Source organism: Bacillus sp. JK74 (assembly GCF_053663395.1).
Map to the genome: position 1 here is coordinate 199,388 of NZ_JBSJQB010000005.1, position 13,867 is coordinate 213,254.

18 protein-coding genes are annotated in these 13,867 nt (G+C 46.7%); 1 reads left to right on the top strand and 17 read right to left on the bottom strand.

Going from position 1 to position 13,867, the window contains the following annotated elements:
- Positions 1-25 precede the first annotated feature (25 nt).
- The 4 genes from ACWJJ5_RS15620 to ACWJJ5_RS15635 form a co-directional block, all read right to left on the bottom strand.
- Complete coding sequence (locus tag ACWJJ5_RS15620; RefSeq protein ID WP_003153366.1) at positions 26-370, bottom strand: hypothetical protein; 345 nt, start codon at positions 368-370, stop codon at positions 26-28.
- Positions 371-617: 247 nt separating this feature from the next.
- Positions 618-1,193: a signal peptidase I gene (gene lepB, locus ACWJJ5_RS15625; RefSeq protein WP_070082051.1), complete on the bottom strand. Its 576-nt coding sequence runs from the start codon at positions 1,191-1,193 to the stop codon at positions 618-620.
- 79 nt (positions 1,194-1,272) lie between these two features.
- A complete protein-coding gene (locus ACWJJ5_RS15630; RefSeq protein WP_070082052.1) occupies positions 1,273-1,764 on the bottom strand; it encodes a CcdC protein domain-containing protein in 492 nt (163 codons plus the stop codon).
- A gap of 149 nt (positions 1,765-1,913) precedes the next feature.
- Entirely contained in the window at positions 1,914-2,345 is a 432-nt protein-coding gene (locus ACWJJ5_RS15635; RefSeq protein WP_003153363.1) for a peptidylprolyl isomerase, read from the bottom strand.
- Between the two features lie 284 nt (positions 2,346-2,629).
- On the opposite strand from ACWJJ5_RS15635, the gene ACWJJ5_RS15640 reads away from it, so the two are divergent.
- Complete coding sequence (locus ACWJJ5_RS15640; protein ID WP_003153362.1) at positions 2,630-3,529, top strand: DUF1002 domain-containing protein; 900 nt, start codon at positions 2,630-2,632, stop codon at positions 3,527-3,529.
- Between the two features lie 44 nt (positions 3,530-3,573).
- On the opposite strand, the gene lysA is transcribed toward ACWJJ5_RS15640, so the two are convergent.
- The 13 genes from lysA to ACWJJ5_RS15705 all read right to left on the bottom strand — a co-directional run bounded on the left by lysA (position 3,574) and on the right by ACWJJ5_RS15705 (position 13,860).
- Positions 3,574-4,893, bottom strand: a complete 1,320-nt coding sequence (gene lysA / locus ACWJJ5_RS15645) for a diaminopimelate decarboxylase (protein ID WP_014305333.1) — start codon at positions 4,891-4,893, stop codon at positions 3,574-3,576.
- Positions 4,894-5,017: 124 nt separating this feature from the next.
- Positions 5,018-6,499 (bottom strand): spore germination protein, encoded by a 1,482-nt coding sequence (locus ACWJJ5_RS15650; RefSeq protein ID WP_003153360.1) that lies wholly within the window; start codon positions 6,497-6,499, stop codon positions 5,018-5,020.
- The gene (locus tag ACWJJ5_RS15655; RefSeq protein ID WP_102422741.1) at positions 6,453-7,061 is read right to left on the bottom strand and encodes a stage V sporulation protein AE; all 609 of its coding nucleotides are present in this window, start codon (positions 7,059-7,061) and stop codon (positions 6,453-6,455) included. The genes ACWJJ5_RS15650 and ACWJJ5_RS15655 overlap by 47 nt, the downstream gene beginning before the upstream one ends.
- A gap of 3 nt (positions 7,062-7,064) precedes the next feature.
- The gene (gene spoVAE / locus ACWJJ5_RS15660; protein ID WP_003153356.1) at positions 7,065-7,415 is read right to left on the bottom strand and encodes a stage V sporulation protein AE; all 351 of its coding nucleotides are present in this window, start codon (positions 7,413-7,415) and stop codon (positions 7,065-7,067) included.
- Positions 7,416-8,432, bottom strand: coding sequence for a stage V sporulation protein AD (gene spoVAD / locus ACWJJ5_RS15665; protein ID WP_003153355.1), 1,017 nt, complete (start codon positions 8,430-8,432; stop codon positions 7,416-7,418). It lies immediately after the preceding gene.
- Positions 8,433-8,443: 11 nt separating this feature from the next.
- Positions 8,444-8,896: a stage V sporulation protein AC gene (gene spoVAC, locus ACWJJ5_RS15670; protein ID WP_003153353.1), complete on the bottom strand. Its 453-nt coding sequence runs from the start codon at positions 8,894-8,896 to the stop codon at positions 8,444-8,446.
- A gap of 12 nt (positions 8,897-8,908) precedes the next feature.
- Entirely contained in the window at positions 8,909-9,334 is a 426-nt protein-coding gene (locus ACWJJ5_RS15675) for a stage V sporulation protein AB (protein WP_003153350.1), read from the bottom strand.
- Positions 9,324-9,944, bottom strand: a complete 621-nt coding sequence (locus ACWJJ5_RS15680) for a stage V sporulation protein AA (RefSeq protein ID WP_070082055.1) — start codon at positions 9,942-9,944, stop codon at positions 9,324-9,326. Before ACWJJ5_RS15680 ends, ACWJJ5_RS15675 begins: the two co-directional genes overlap by 11 nt.
- A 126-nt stretch (positions 9,945-10,070) precedes the next feature.
- Positions 10,071-10,838, bottom strand: coding sequence for an RNA polymerase sporulation sigma factor SigF (gene sigF / locus ACWJJ5_RS15685; RefSeq protein ID WP_102422740.1), 768 nt, complete (start codon positions 10,836-10,838; stop codon positions 10,071-10,073).
- A gap of 11 nt (positions 10,839-10,849) precedes the next feature.
- Positions 10,850-11,290, bottom strand: a complete 441-nt coding sequence (gene spoIIAB, locus ACWJJ5_RS15690) for an anti-sigma F factor (protein ID WP_003153347.1) — start codon at positions 11,288-11,290, stop codon at positions 10,850-10,852.
- Complete coding sequence (gene spoIIAA, locus ACWJJ5_RS15695) at positions 11,287-11,640, bottom strand: anti-sigma F factor antagonist (RefSeq protein WP_007409411.1); 354 nt, start codon at positions 11,638-11,640, stop codon at positions 11,287-11,289. The genes spoIIAB and spoIIAA overlap by 4 nt, the downstream gene beginning before the upstream one ends.
- Before the next feature lie 95 nt (positions 11,641-11,735).
- Positions 11,736-12,905 carry a D-alanyl-D-alanine carboxypeptidase family protein gene (locus tag ACWJJ5_RS15700; protein WP_003153342.1) on the bottom strand — a complete coding sequence of 390 codons (1,170 nt, stop codon included), beginning with the start codon at positions 12,903-12,905 and terminating at the stop codon, positions 11,736-11,738.
- A 136-nt stretch (positions 12,906-13,041) separates the two neighbouring features.
- Positions 13,042-13,860 carry a purine-nucleoside phosphorylase gene (locus ACWJJ5_RS15705; protein WP_003153340.1) on the bottom strand — a complete coding sequence of 273 codons (819 nt, stop codon included), beginning with the start codon at positions 13,858-13,860 and terminating at the stop codon, positions 13,042-13,044.
- Between the last annotated feature and the right edge of the window lie 7 nt (positions 13,861-13,867).

The window sequence follows — 13,867 nt, forward strand, 5'->3', positions numbered from 1 at the left end:
CTTTTCCCATAAAAGGCGTCTTTATTTATTCGTTCACTTTGACGACCTTCAATAAGCCGTCAATCCGGTTTGATTTGCTGAAGTACGCTTTAATCTTATCACCTTTTTTCACATCGGAGAGATCCTGCTTCAGCTTGTCGCCGTTAAAAATAATTTTTGTGCCGTTCGCTGCCGTACCGTGATACTCAGTTCCTTCGATTTTCGTAATTTTATATGTTTTGACTGTATATTCTTCTTTTTCCTGGGACAGGGTTTGTCCGATTGCAGTCGGCACGTCTTTCAGTTCAATATCGTTTATGACCATATAACCGCCCGCTAATAACAGCAGCAGTACAAGTAAAATGGCTGCTTTTGTTTTAATTCTTCCCATTTTTCTACCTCCAGCCCGTATCAATCTATTCATTACTATGTCATATTCCTTTTTTTCATGAATAGAAAACCGTTCTTCCCTGCGTGAGTTATTCATATAACGTTTCATAAAGGGAAGATGTTTCATGTATCTGTAAAACTTTCTATCTATTAAATAGATATACGAATTTATGTTCTGTTTTTGAGGGTGGAGAGATAAATTTATATAAAAAAAGCAGTTTTCTCATGAAGAAAACTGCCTGTACGGTTTATTTCGTCTTGCGAATTTCGTTAAACGGGAAGAAGACGAATTTTGATGTGCCCGCTATTTGTTTTTTCGTAAAAAGACCGAGGCCGTTGCGGCTGTCCATAGATTCTCTGCGGTTATCACCCATGACGAAATATTTGTCGTCCGGCACTTTCACCGGGCCGAAGTCTTCTGTCAGCCGGTCATAGCCGTCTTGCTTCGCCTTGTTCTTGTTTGCCGCTAAATACGGTTCGGACACTTTTTTGCCGTTGATATACAGCTGATCGTTTTTCATTTGCACCGTGTCGCCGGGAAGTCCGATAATCCGTTTGACATAGTGCTCATTTTCTCCGTTCAGCACGACGATCTGGCCGCGTTTGAAGTCGCTTATGTATTTGACCGTCATATTGACAAAGATTCTCTCGCGGTCATGCAGCGTCGGATCCATTGATTCGCCGTCAACGAGATAAGGGGCAAATAAAAAGTTTCGGATGAGCAGTGCCAGAACGACAGCGATGATAATGGCTTTCGCCCAATCAAGTACGGCGCTTTTTTTAGAAGTTTTTTCTTTTTCTGATTTCAAGTGATTTCCTCCCATTAGCCATGGTCGTTTTTATTTTACCATGAATCCCTGCACAGAGGGCAAATAAGCCCCGCACCCCATCCATTTTTTCATTTTATAAGCCGGATCTGCTGATTTTACGGTATTTCACGAAGCTTCCGATCCGCCAAATGCACAAATACACAAAAGCAAGCTCCATTGTTAAAACGGCGAATTCCGCCGCGTCAATGTTTTTGAAATATTGGCTGAGCGCGATACGGATCGCAATAATCGCGATAATGACATATTTAAAGTTTTTATTCCGCTTGGAGTAGACAAAGCCGTCTTCCCGGATTTCATAGGCGGTTTGCGACAGCATGATGACACCGAATACCGCGCCTAACAGTCCGGCGATGGCGAGCTCCCAAAGAGCGGGAAAATGAAACGGCTTTCCCGGGATATTCATGAGCTGGCTGATACTGAATGTGAAAATGACGGCGATAATCAAAAGCGGGAGAATGATGCCGAAGCCGCCGCCTTTAATCGGCCTGTTTCCCTTTTTCACCCTGAACCAAATCATAAGTGCGAGAATGATAATGACAAATAAAACGGTTGCCAATTGAACCAACGTTTCTACCTCTTTTCATTGTTGTAATCGGTCTTTTTCACTATACCAGAATGATCACCGATGTTCATATATGTATTTTTTCATGATTTACACATGAGAATTTTCATATACATAAAAAAACCCGCCTGAAAAAGGCGGGTTTTCTGTCATTATCCTTCTACACGGATTTCTTTCATTTTGTCTCCGTTAGACATGTTTTTCGCATGCTCTAAACCGCTTGTCACTTTTCCGAATACAGTATGAACGCCGTTTAAATGCGGCTGCGGCTCATGTACGATGAAGAATTGGCTTGAACCCGTGTCTTTACCGGCATGCGCCATTGATAAAGAACCGGCTTCGTGTTTATGCGGATTGCCTTCTGTTTCACATTTGATCGTTTTTCCGCTTCCGCCCATGCCTGTCCCAGTCGGATCTCCGCCTTGGCTGACAAAGCCCGGAATCACGCGGTGGAAAATAACGCCGTCATAAAAGCCCGTATTCGCCAGATTTTCAAAGTTAGCGACTGTATTAGGCGCTTCATTCGGATAAAGTTCAAATTCGATTCTGCTGCCGTTTTCCATTTCGATGTAACCAGTTTTCATTCTCATTCCTACTTCCGTATTGTTTTTTGTCAAAGCCTTCTTCAATATGAATTTCAATTGTAAGCCGGCTTTCTTTTTGATATTCTTTTGAAGGGAGAGGCCTCTGCTCTTCTTTTCGCGGCTATTATACCACACCTTCAGCCGGAAAACGAATCTCCCCGCTTCCGCAGAAAGAAAATGAAACCAGAACAGCTTCACAGCCGTCTATGTATCGGAACTGCTTCACGCAGGTCCTCACAAACCGCTTCAAAACGGCATTTGTGAAAAGAAGGAGGTTAACCGCTTTGAAAAAAATGTGGATTGGATTGCTGGCGGCGGCCGTTGTATTGTGCACAATACCGAAAATCAGCCTGGCCGATGCCGCAGTCGGAGATGTCATCGTCACACTGGGGGCGGATCTGTCAAACGAAAACCGTCAGAAAGTGCTTGACGAATTAAATGTCCCTGATAACGCGACAAAAGTGACGGTCACAAATAAAGAAGAACATGAATATCTGGGAAAATATATATCGAACGCCCAAATCGGCACAAGAGCCATCTCTTCGTCATCCATCACGGTGGCTAAGAAAGGGTCCGGGCTTGACGTTAAGACCCATAATATCGATTCCATTACGGATGAAATGTACTTAAACGCCCTGATGACAGCAGGAGTGAAAGATGCGAAAGTATACGTGACGGCGCCGTTTGAGGTATCAGGCACCGCAGCATTAACGGGAATCATCAAGGCATATGAAGTCTCATCAGACAAAGCAATTTCAGAAGATGTAAAACAGGTCGCCAACCAAGAGCTTGTCACCACTTCAAATCTCGGGGATAAAATCGGGGATAAAAACGCCTCCGCACTTATCGCAAACATTAAAGATGATTTCGCGAAAAACGGTGTGCCCGATACAAAAGAAGGAATCGAGAAAAAGGTCGATGATGCGGCTTCAAACCTTAATATTACACTGACTGACGCTCAAAAAGACCAGCTTGTTTCATTGTTTAATAAAATGAAAAATGCCAAGATTGATTGGGGCCAAGTCGGCAGCCAGCTCGATAAGGCAAAAGACAAAATCACGAAGTTCATTCAATCCGATGAAGGCAAAAGCTTTGTTCAAAAAGTTATTGATTTCTTCGCTTCGATTTGGAATGCGATCGTGTCTGTATTTACAGGAGACAGCGGATCAAGTTCTGACAGCTGAACGCAAAAAGAGACCGGACGCCATTGTTCCGGTCTCTTTTTCATTTATTGTTTGACCCCCGTCTTAAACGGCAGATCCAGTTTTACAATGTCTTCATAAGTTTCTCTTCTAATGACAAGATGCGCTTCGCCGTCTTCCACAAAAACGACGGCGGGACGCGGAATGCGGTTGTAGTTGTTAGCCATGCTGTACCCGTATGCTCCCGTGCAGAAAACGGCGAGAAGATCGCCTTCTTTCACTTCCGGAAGGTCTATATCCCAAATGAGCATATCCCCGCTTTCACAGCACTTACCCGCGATGGATACCGTTTTGTCGTGGTGTTCTCCGATTCTGTTTGCCGATACGGCTTCATATTTCGCCTGATACAGCGCAGGACGGATATTATCGCTCATGCCCCCGTCAACCGCTGCATATTTACGGGTGCCGGGCACTTCTTTTTGCGAACCGATGGTATAAAGCGTCGTTCCGGCGTCTCCGACGAGCGAGCGTCCCGGTTCAATCCAGATCTCCGGAATGTCAAAAGCGTGCAGCGCTGCGTTTTCTTTTACCGCTTCGATAATTTTTTCCACATAAACGGCGGGATGAAGGGGTTCATCCTCTTCCGTGTAGCGGATGCCGAAGCCGCCCCCTAAATTCAGCACTTCAGAGACAAAGCCGAATGATTCTCTCCATTCATTCAGTTTTGCGAAGATTTTTTCTGCGGCCAGCACAAAGCCCGCCGTATCAAAAATTTGCGATCCGATGTGGCAGTGAACGCCGAGAAGGCGGATATGGTCTGACTGCAATACTTGTTCAATCGCCTTTTCTATTTGCCCGTTATGCAGATCAAAACCGAATTTGGAATCTTCCTGCCCCGTCGTAATATAATCATGCGTATGCGCCTCTACCCCGGGAGTGATCCGCAGAAGCACATCCATTGTGCGCCCTGATTTGCGGCACAGTTCCGCGAGTAAGGATATTTCATAAAAATTATCAACGACGATGCAGCCGATTTGATGATCGAGCGCCATTTTCAACTCTTCTTTGCTTTTGTTGTTGCCGTGAAAATGAATCCTGTCAGCCGGAAAACCAGCCGCAACCGCCGTGAACAGCTCTCCGCCGGATACAACGTCCAATGAGAGCCCCTCCTGCTCAGCGAGCTGTATCATCGCAACGGAAGAAAACGCCTTGCTCGCGTACGCGACCTGCGCCTTTAAATCCGCGTCAATGAATGCCTGTTTAAAGCTTTTAGCGCGCTCACGTATTAAAGCCACATCGTAAACATAAAGAGGCGTGCCGTAATGCTCCGCTAAATACAGCGCGTCCACACCTCCGATTTCCAAATGACCTAGTTTGTTTTGTCTGCTTGTGCCATGTAAGAACAATGCTCATTCCCTCTTTCTGATCCGCCTATGGGTGAAAAGGACAGCTTCTTTTGAGCTGTCCTTATACAAGTCCCGTATAAGTTAAGACATACAATATCATAATCTTCTGTCGGTTTCAATGCGATTATGAACCGCTTGGCTGTCTTTGACGGTCTTTCGGGTGAACAATGCTCGGTCTGACTTTCGCTCCCGGCACTGTCGTCCGGACGAGCACCTGCCACAGCGCCTTGCCGTTAAACGGTAAAAACGGCCATAAATACGGCGTATGAAACGAGCGGATATTCGCCATTATGATCAGCAGCAATGTAAAGCCTATCACAAAGCCTTTCACTTGGAAAATGGCCACGAGCACCATTAAGATGAGGCGTATCATTTTATTGGCGAGGCTGAGCTCATAACTCGGCGTGGTAAATGATCCGATGGCGGCGATCGATACGTACAGAATCACTTCTGCTGAAAACAGCCCCACCGCTATGGCGATTTGACCGATCAGCACCGCCGCAATCAGACCCATGGCGGTGGATAAAGCGGTCGGCGTATGGATCGCGGCCATCCTGAGAAACTCAATCCCCAAATCGGCTAAAAAGATTTGCAGAATGATCGGGATGTGCGTATTTTTATTTAAACCGATAAAATCCAATCTTTCAGGCAGAAGAGACGGTTCAAGAACAAAGAGGAACCAGATCGGAAGCAGAACCGTTGAAGCGATAATACCGAAGAACCTGATCCATCTTAAAAATGTTCCCACTGAAGGCGCCTGCCTGTATTCTTCCGCATGCTGAACATGGTGAAAAATCGTTGTCGGCGTTATGATCACGCTCGGTGACGTATCAACGACGATGATGACGTGCCCTTCCAAAATGTGATTGGCGGCCACATCCGGCCGCTCCGTGTATCTGACCATCGGAAACGGGTTGTAGCCCTGTTTGACGATAAATTCTTCCACCGTTTTATCAGACATCGTCAATCCGTCAATGTCAATCGCATTCACTTCGTTTTCGACGATGCTGACAAGGTCCGGATCTGCGATGTCTTCTATATACACAATGGCAAGATCGGTCTTAGAGCGCTCGCCGACTTTCGTAATTTTGACGCGGAGCCTTTCGTCCCTGATTCTTCTTCTGATCAATGCTGTATTAATAACGATATTTTCGATAAAACCGTCTCTTGCCCCGCGGACGACCTTTTCCGTATCCGGTTCTTCCGGTGTGCGTCCGGGGTAACTTCTGACGTCAACGATAAAGGCGAAGCCCGCGTCTTCAACGATAACAGCCACAAGTCCGGAAAGCACTTGATCCGTTGCTTCGTCGAGCGTTTTGACTTTTTGAACCTGCTGATTGACAAGCCTGTTTTCAACAACGTCAATCGCTTCATCCGCATTCTCGTCATAATTATTGACGTCGACGAGCTGTTCCATTAAATGAATGATAAACAAAGTATCGGTTAATCCGTTGACAAAGTAAATCTGGACTTCCCGGTCTAATACTCGAACTTTGCGGACGCCGACATCATAGCTCGTTCCCATACCGACGCGGTCTTTAAAAAATTGTTCATTTTTTCTAGGATCCCGGTATACCTTGATCATATTTTCCGGTTTTTCCGGCATGGCTTTCGCTCCTTTCTAAAATGAATTCGACCGCCTTCATCGTAATCGGCGAGCCTTTGGATATGTCATCTTTTCTCCCCATCTTTCCTATGTCGCCGATGCCCACAATGAGGGGAACGTCCAATTTATCCAGACAATACACCGTATCTCCGTTCATTCTGTGCTCGTCCATTTCTCTCATTCCGGTTTTATCGACGCCGTACTCCGTCACTTCTCCATCACGGTCAATGGAGACATCGACTTTCGTCCATTCAGCCTGATGGGTCTTAGAAGCGACCGCAATCACCCCCAGCACTTCAATGTCCTGATGTGAGGCGACATATTTCAGCGCCGTTTCGCCCGGCCCTTCCCCTTGCAGGCCTGAATCGTCAAACATGACAAACACCGGGTCATTCGGCGCGGCTTTAATCAGCTGAACAAGTTCGGGGCCGCTTCTGGTTGACGGATTGCCCTTTGATTGGGAAATACACCGTCCGCCTGCTTTTTCCGCGGCATATTCAATTGTTTTGGCGGCGTATACGTCCCCGTCTGTCACAAGAATGACCTTCCGTTTCGTCATCAGGCATTATCCTTTCGGTTTAAAAATAATGGCTACAAGAAATGCGAATAAAATCGCTGAAGATATACCGGCGGAAGTAAGTTCAAAAATCCCCATGGCGATCCCGATAAATCCATGCTCGTGAGCTTGATGCATGGCGCCGTGCAATAAGCTGTGACCGAAGCTGACGATGGGAACCGTCGCGCCCGCACCTGCGAATTCGATAAATTTGTCATATATTCCGAACCCATCCAACAAGGCGCCGATGACGACAAAAGTTGTCATCACATGGGCGGGTGTCAGTTTAAAAATGTCAAGCAGCAGCTGACCGATAATGCATATGATTCCCCCGCAAACAAAAGCCAACAGATATTCCATTTATGATGCACCTCCCGCCCGCTCAAATACCACACCGTGCGCGATGGTCGGAATGGTTTCTTTCTGCTGGATCATTGTCGGACTTAAAAGCGCTCCTGTCGCGACAACGAGCACCCTGTTCAGAGCCCCTGATTTTAATTGATTAAAAATATGTGTGTACGTAACAAGCGCGGAGCAGGCGCAGCCGCTTCCGCCCGCAAACACCTGCTGGTCCGGCGTATAGATGAGAAGACCGCAGTCATCGTGTTTCGTTCCCGCGGGATAGCCTTCTTCTTTGAGCAAATCTTTCACGATCGGCGAGCCGACGCCTGAAAGGTCTCCCGTTAAAATCAGATCATAATCATCCGCCGTGCGGTTTAAGTCCTGCAGGTGCTGTTTGATTGTGTCGGCGGCAGCTGGCGCCATGGCGGATCCCATATCGAACGGATCTGTTATTCCGAGGTCGCTTACTTTTCCCACTGTTGCGCTTGTAATCTTGATATCAGAAGGGTTTTGGCTGATGATGACCGCCCCGCCCCCCGTGACCGTCGAAGTGGCGGTATCCGGTTTTTGCCCGCCATATTCCGTCGGATTGCGAAATTGCCGTTCTGCGGTCGCGTTATGGCTGCTCGTGGCTGCGATCGCCCGGTTCGCAAAACCGCCGTCAATGAGCGCGGATGCGACGGCAATCGTTTCCATTGATGTCGAACAGGCGCCGAACAGACAGAGGAACGGGATTTTCAGATGTCTGGCGACGTAGTTGGCGGTCACATTTTGATTTAAAAGATCCCCCGCGAGTAACAAATCAATATCGCTCTTTTTCAAATTCTGTTTTTGCAAAGCTGAGTTGATGGCATCTTCCATTAACTGACGTTCCGCCATTTCCCAGTTTTTCTGATTGCAATGCATTTCATCGTATGTCTTATCAAACAGCGAACCGAGCGGGCCGTCTTTTTCTTTCGGTCCGGCTGCCGTCCCCGCCGCATTTACAAATAACGGGTTTTCAAACACCCAGGTTTGCTTTCCGGTTAATTTCATTTTTTCTCCTCCTACGAAAACAGTTTTTCACAAGCAAACCGTATCAGGCCTACGATATAGGCTGCCACGACGCCGAATACAATGACGTTTCCCGCCAATTTAAACATGTTTGTCGCTACTCCGAGCACGAGTCCTTCACTTCTGTGTTCCAGAGCCGCGCTTGTCATACTGTTTGCAAAACCCGTCACCGGCACGGCTGAACCCGCTCCGGCAAACTGCCCGAGTCTGTCATAAATGCCGAATCCGGTCAAAAGAGCGGAAATTAAAATAAGAGTGGCGGCCGTCGGGTTGCCCGCTGTTTTTTCATTAAAATTAAAAAAGTGGATGTAAAAGTCTTGAAGAGCCTGCCCGATCAGACAGATCAAACCGCCGATCAGAAAGGCTTTGACGCAATTCCAAACATATGGCGGTTTCGGCTGATAGTCTTTCACTTTTGTTTTGTAATTTTCTTTTAAGTTTGTCACGTCGGTTCCTCCTTATGAATGATGGATAAAATACAGCCAATGAAATAAAGAGCCGGCTATTTTGCCGAACACAATGGCCATCAGCAATATGATGATTTTGCTGCCGAAGCCGATCCGTTTGGCAAGAATGGGAAGCACATTCAGCACTTCTGTAAGCGCTGCGGCCAGCATGCCGATAAACATGCCGGCCAAAAGCCCGACCGGAACGGCCAGCCATTCAGATAAAAAAAAATGATTCATATTTAAGGTTTCCCAGCCGCCGAACACAGCTCCTGAAATAACAGCTCCTTCGTAGGCCTGTACAAAGCGCATTGTTTTTGTCAGCTGCATAAGGCGGGGGACGATTCCCATAACGGTTAAAAAAGCCACAAAGCCCGCGCCCACGGTCAGCCCTCCGCCAAGCCCGACAAATATAACGAAAAGAATGCTAACGATCATGCAGATCTTTCATCGTCTCTTCATTTTCGTGCATTGCGACATAATGATCGAGATCAATCTGATAATTAAACATCTCGACTTCCAGCGGGCTTGGCTCTTCATTCAGGCGTTTTTTGAAGATGTGATTAAAAAAGACGATCATACCGAGACCGAGGCCGATGCTGTATGGAATTTGAAGCAGATACGGGTATTCATTCCGTTCGCCCGTTATGATTTCATATAAGGCGATATGAACTTCTCTCATACTGACATCTTCATGAAAATTCATAATGGCAAGACATGAACCGATAAAAAGCAGGAGCCAGACACCGACGAATAAAACGGCTGACAGCTGCTTTTTCTGGTAATGGATTTCCACTATCGTTTCAGCGCCGCCGACGGTCTGTACATCAAGCGCGGGAAAAGCGGTATGAATGGTTTTCAGCACTTTTATGATGTCCAGCACGACGATATTTTTGTCTTTTTTCGTGACCTTATACAGCGGCAGTGCCGACAGTTTTTTTTTCAGCTTTTGCTGTCCCGCAATCTGCGCGGCGTCGCCGACTGTGATGATATCTCCGGTATGAGCCTTCACGCGGTGGCGAAGTCTGAGAAATATTCGTCTTTCCATCTTGCATCACCATCTTTCGGGTGGTTATATATGTAGTATGTGGTTCACTTTTGTTCTCATTCATCAGCGGCAAAAGACCATAAATTACCACCGATGCACAAATAAAAAAAGCCGGCCCGTAAAAGGTCAGCTTTCCGTATGATCCATCTGCACTTTAATCTGCTTTAATATTTTTTTCTCCAGCCTCGATACCTGAACTTGGGAAATCCCGAGCCGTTCGGCTACTTCCGACTGTGTCTGATCTTTATAATATCTCAGATAGACAATGAGTTTTTCCCGTTCTTCCAAATCACTGATCGCTTCCTTGAGGGCGATTTTCTCAAACCACTTCTCTTCTGAATGATCAGCGATCTGATCAAGCAGGGTGATCGGGTCTCCGTCATTTTCATACACGGTCTCATGAATGGATGAAGGCGCCCGCACCGCTTCCTGCGCAAGCACCACATCCTCCGCATCAATTTCTAAATGATCCGCAATTTCCTGAACGGTCGGCACTCTTCCGTATGTTTTTGACAGTTCATCTTTCGCCCGGCGTATTTTATTGCCGAGCTCTTTTAAAGATCTTGATACTTTGACGGTTCCGTCATCGCGGATGAAGCGCTGGATTTCTCCGATAATCATCGGCACGGCATAAGTTGAAAAACGGACATCATAGGACAAATCGAATTTATCAACGGATTTTAATAATCCGATACAGCCGATCTGAAACAGATCGTCCGGCTCATAGCCTCTGTTTAAAAACCTTTGAACGACGGACCACACAAGACGCATGTTTTTTTCTATGAGGAGGTCTCTTGCCTGCTGGTCGCCCTCTTGGCTCTTTTTGATTAATTCTTTGACTTCATGGTCCTTGAGCTGCGCGTTTTTGCTGTTTTTCTTAACCTCCACATCCATAACAAATCTCCTTAATTACAAAGCGCTTTGCTTTTTGATAGGTGTTTTGTTAAGCGTATCGTCGTTCCCATCTCCGGCGAGGAATCAATCGTGACATCATCCATAAAGTTTTCCATAATGGTAAAGCCCATTCCGGAGCGCTCAAGCTCGGGTTTTGTCGTAAAGAGCGGCTGGCGCGCTTCCTCAAGATCCGTGATCCCGAGGCCTTCGTCACGTATGGTCAGATAGACGACATGATCCTCCAGCGTAACGGAGATGTACACCTTTCCGTCGCAGTTTTCTTCATAGCCGTGGATGATTGCGTTTGTTACCGCTTCTGATACGACGGTCTTGATTTCCGTCAGCTCATCCATCGTCGGGTCGAGCTGCGCGATAAAAGAAGCAACCGTTACGCGCGCAAACGATTCGTTCTGACTGAGGGCTGAAAATTCAAGATGCATCTCGTTTTTCATGATGCCACCCCCAACGTTAAAAGCGCTTTTTGTTCCGATTGTTCGAACCTGATGATTTTAAACAGGCCGGACATGTCAAACAGACGTCTCACCGCGGGCGAAATCGCGCACACGACCATTTCTCCGCCGAGCTGTTTAATTTGTTTATAACGCCCTAAAATCACGCCGAGGCCGGAGCTGTCCATGAAGGTAAGATCTTCAAGGTTCAGCACAATGTGACGGATGCCGTCAGCCTCCAGCGATTCAGTAACCTTTTGTTTTAATGATTCTGCCGTATGATGGTCGAGTTCACCTGTTAATCGAATACAAAGCACGGATTCTTTGACATGAAAGTCAATTCCAAGGCTCATGCTCATTCCTCCTTGATATGATCGGATAATGAGTGTTTCGATTTTCGGGAAAGCAATTCCTTCACTATGACAAAACTAGTGCCCGTTCGCCACGATTATTTAAATTTTGTCCAATCTCCCATCGTCCGCTTCAGAAAAGTGAGAAAACCCGCTTTTTCCATGTCGTCTTTTGCCGTGACCGGGCTTTCAACGAGCACCTTTCCGTCTTTTTTCAGAACGAGGCTGCCGAGCACCTCTCCTTTTTTTACCGGAGCCGTTACATTGCCGTTGATTTTCACTTCTTTTTTTACTTTGTCCATGTTCTCTCCCTTTTTGGCCAGAAGAGAAATCGGCTCAGATGTGGTCAGCTTGATCAGTTTCTGTTTTCCTTTTTTTACCTTTACCGTTCCGACGATCTGATTCCGTTTGTACAGCGGGTGTGTTTTGAACTGGCTGAAGGCGTAATCAAGCATTTTGGTCACTTGGGCGTTTCTTTCTTTCGGGGTGCTGGCTCCGAAAACGACAGCGATGACCCTCATATTTCCTTTTTTAGCGGTGGCGGTTAAACAATACTTCGCTTCGCCTGTAAAGCCCGTCTTCACGCCGTCTACACCCGGGTAAAATTTGATCAGCCGGTTTGTATTGACGAGCCAGAACTTTTTGTCTGTATTTTCTCTTAAATAATCCTCATACGTTCCCGTAAATTGAGTGATTTTATCGTACTTTAATAATTCCTTCGCCATTTTCGCCATGTCATAAGCAGAGCTGTAATGGTCTTTTTCAGGCAGTCCCGTCGGGTTTTTGAAGGAGGTATCTTTCAATCCCAATTCTTTTGCTTTTTTGTTCATCCGGCTGACGAAATCCTCTTCTGAACCGGCGATATACTCCGCCATTGCGACAGATGCGTCATTTCCGGAAGCTATCGCAATTCCTTTGAGCATTTCTTTTACCGTCATTTCTTCTCCGGGTTCAAGGAAAATCTGTGATCCGCCCATAGACGCGGCGTGTTCACTCGTCCTGACTTTATCGCTCATCTTTATTTTCCCTTTGTCAAGCGCTTCCATGATTAAAAGCATGGTCATGATTTTTGTCATGCTTGCCGGCGCCAGACGCTCCCGGCTGTTCTTGTTATAAAGAATGCTTCCCGTATCGCGTTCAATCAGCACGGCGCTTTTGGCTTCATGAGCGAGCTCCGATGTATGTTTTCCGTCCGGCTTTGCAAAAGCGGACGGTGCTGATGCCGTTAATAAAATGCCAATCAACAAAGTGGATATAAGACGTTTCATCTCCAAAGCCCTCCATTTCATAATCCTTTTTATTTTTTCCAAATCCGGTGGTTTTATACGCCTCATCTGGAAAATGTTTCGTGTTGAGGGCACAAAAAAACAGCTGCTTCCGAAGAAACAGCTGACTTATGCTGACTTATTTTTGAGATCGTGCGACTACAGCTTTTACAAGCTTCAAAAAGCCGCCTTTTACTTTTTCCGTCATTTCCATTACTTCTTCATGGGATAACGGCTGGTCAAGAATACCTGCCGCCGCGTTGGAAATGCATGAGATGCCGAGCACGCGCATCCCCGCGTGGTTGGCGACGATGACTTCCGGCACGGTCGACATGCCGACAGCGTCAGACCCCATCGTTCTTAAAAACCGAACCTCAGCAGGCGTTTCGTAAGACGGCCCCGTAACAGCTGTATACACACCTTTTTGAACAGGAATGCCCAGCTCATCGGCCGTTTTTTCAGCCAAGCTTGACAGCTCTTTGTCATAGGCTTCTGACATGTCCGGGAATCTCGCTCCGAATTCAGCTTCGTTCGGCCCGATTAACGGGTTGGTGCCTGTAAAGTTGATATGGTCTGTAATAATCATCAGATCGCCGGCGCGGAATTCAGTGTTGATACCGCCGGCTGCATTCGTCACGACGAGAGATTCAACGCCGAGCGCTTTCATCACGCGGACTGGGAATGTGACCTGATCCATTGAGTAGCCTTCATAGTAATGAAAGCGGCCCTGCATCGCGATGACCTGCACGCCTTCAAGCGTTCCCATCACAAGCTGGCCGGCATGGCCTTCTACCGTTGAGACCGGAAAATCAGGGATCGTTTCATATGTAAGCTTGACAGCTCCTTCAATTTCATCGGCCAATACGCCGAGCCCTGACCCTAAAATCAGACCGATCTTTGGTGTTTCTTTCACGTGTTCTTTAATAAATGCAGCAGCACGTTCGATCTTTTGTTTCAAAAAAAGT

Bases quoted from the DNA above. Each gene is read 5' to 3' on its own strand.
- ACWJJ5_RS15620 (WP_003153366.1), bottom strand. From the start codon at position 370: ATGGGAAGAATTAAAACAAAAGCAGCCATTTTACTTGTACTGCTGCTG.
- lepB (WP_070082051.1), bottom strand. From the start codon at position 1,193: ATGGGAGGAAATCACTTGAAATCAGAAAAAGAAAAAACTTCTAAAAAA.
- ACWJJ5_RS15635 (WP_003153363.1), bottom strand. From the start codon at position 2,345: ATGAAAACTGGTTACATCGAAATGGAAAACGGCAGCAGAATCGAATTT.
- ACWJJ5_RS15650 (WP_003153360.1), bottom strand. From the start codon at position 6,499: ATGCCGGAAAAACCGGAAAATATGATCAAGGTATACCGGGATCCTAGA.
- spoVAE (WP_003153356.1), bottom strand. From the start codon at position 7,415: ATGGAATATCTGTTGGCTTTTGTTTGCGGGGGAATCATATGCATTATC.
- spoVAD (WP_003153355.1), bottom strand. From the start codon at position 8,432: ATGAAATTAACCGGAAAGCAAACCTGGGTGTTTGAAAACCCGTTATTT.
- ACWJJ5_RS15675 (WP_003153350.1), bottom strand. From the start codon at position 9,334: ATGATCGTTAGCATTCTTTTCGTTATATTTGTCGGGCTTGGCGGAGGG.
- ACWJJ5_RS15680 (WP_070082055.1), bottom strand. From the start codon at position 9,944: ATGGAAAGACGAATATTTCTCAGACTTCGCCACCGCGTGAAGGCTCAT.
- sigF (WP_102422740.1), bottom strand. From the start codon at position 10,838: ATGGATGTGGAGGTTAAGAAAAACAGCAAAAACGCGCAGCTCAAGGAC.
- spoIIAB (WP_003153347.1), bottom strand. From the start codon at position 11,290: ATGAAAAACGAGATGCATCTTGAATTTTCAGCCCTCAGTCAGAACGAA.
- spoIIAA (WP_007409411.1), bottom strand. From the start codon at position 11,640: ATGAGCCTTGGAATTGACTTTCATGTCAAAGAATCCGTGCTTTGTATT.
- ACWJJ5_RS15700 (WP_003153342.1), bottom strand. From the start codon at position 12,905: ATGAAACGTCTTATATCCACTTTGTTGATTGGCATTTTATTAACGGCA.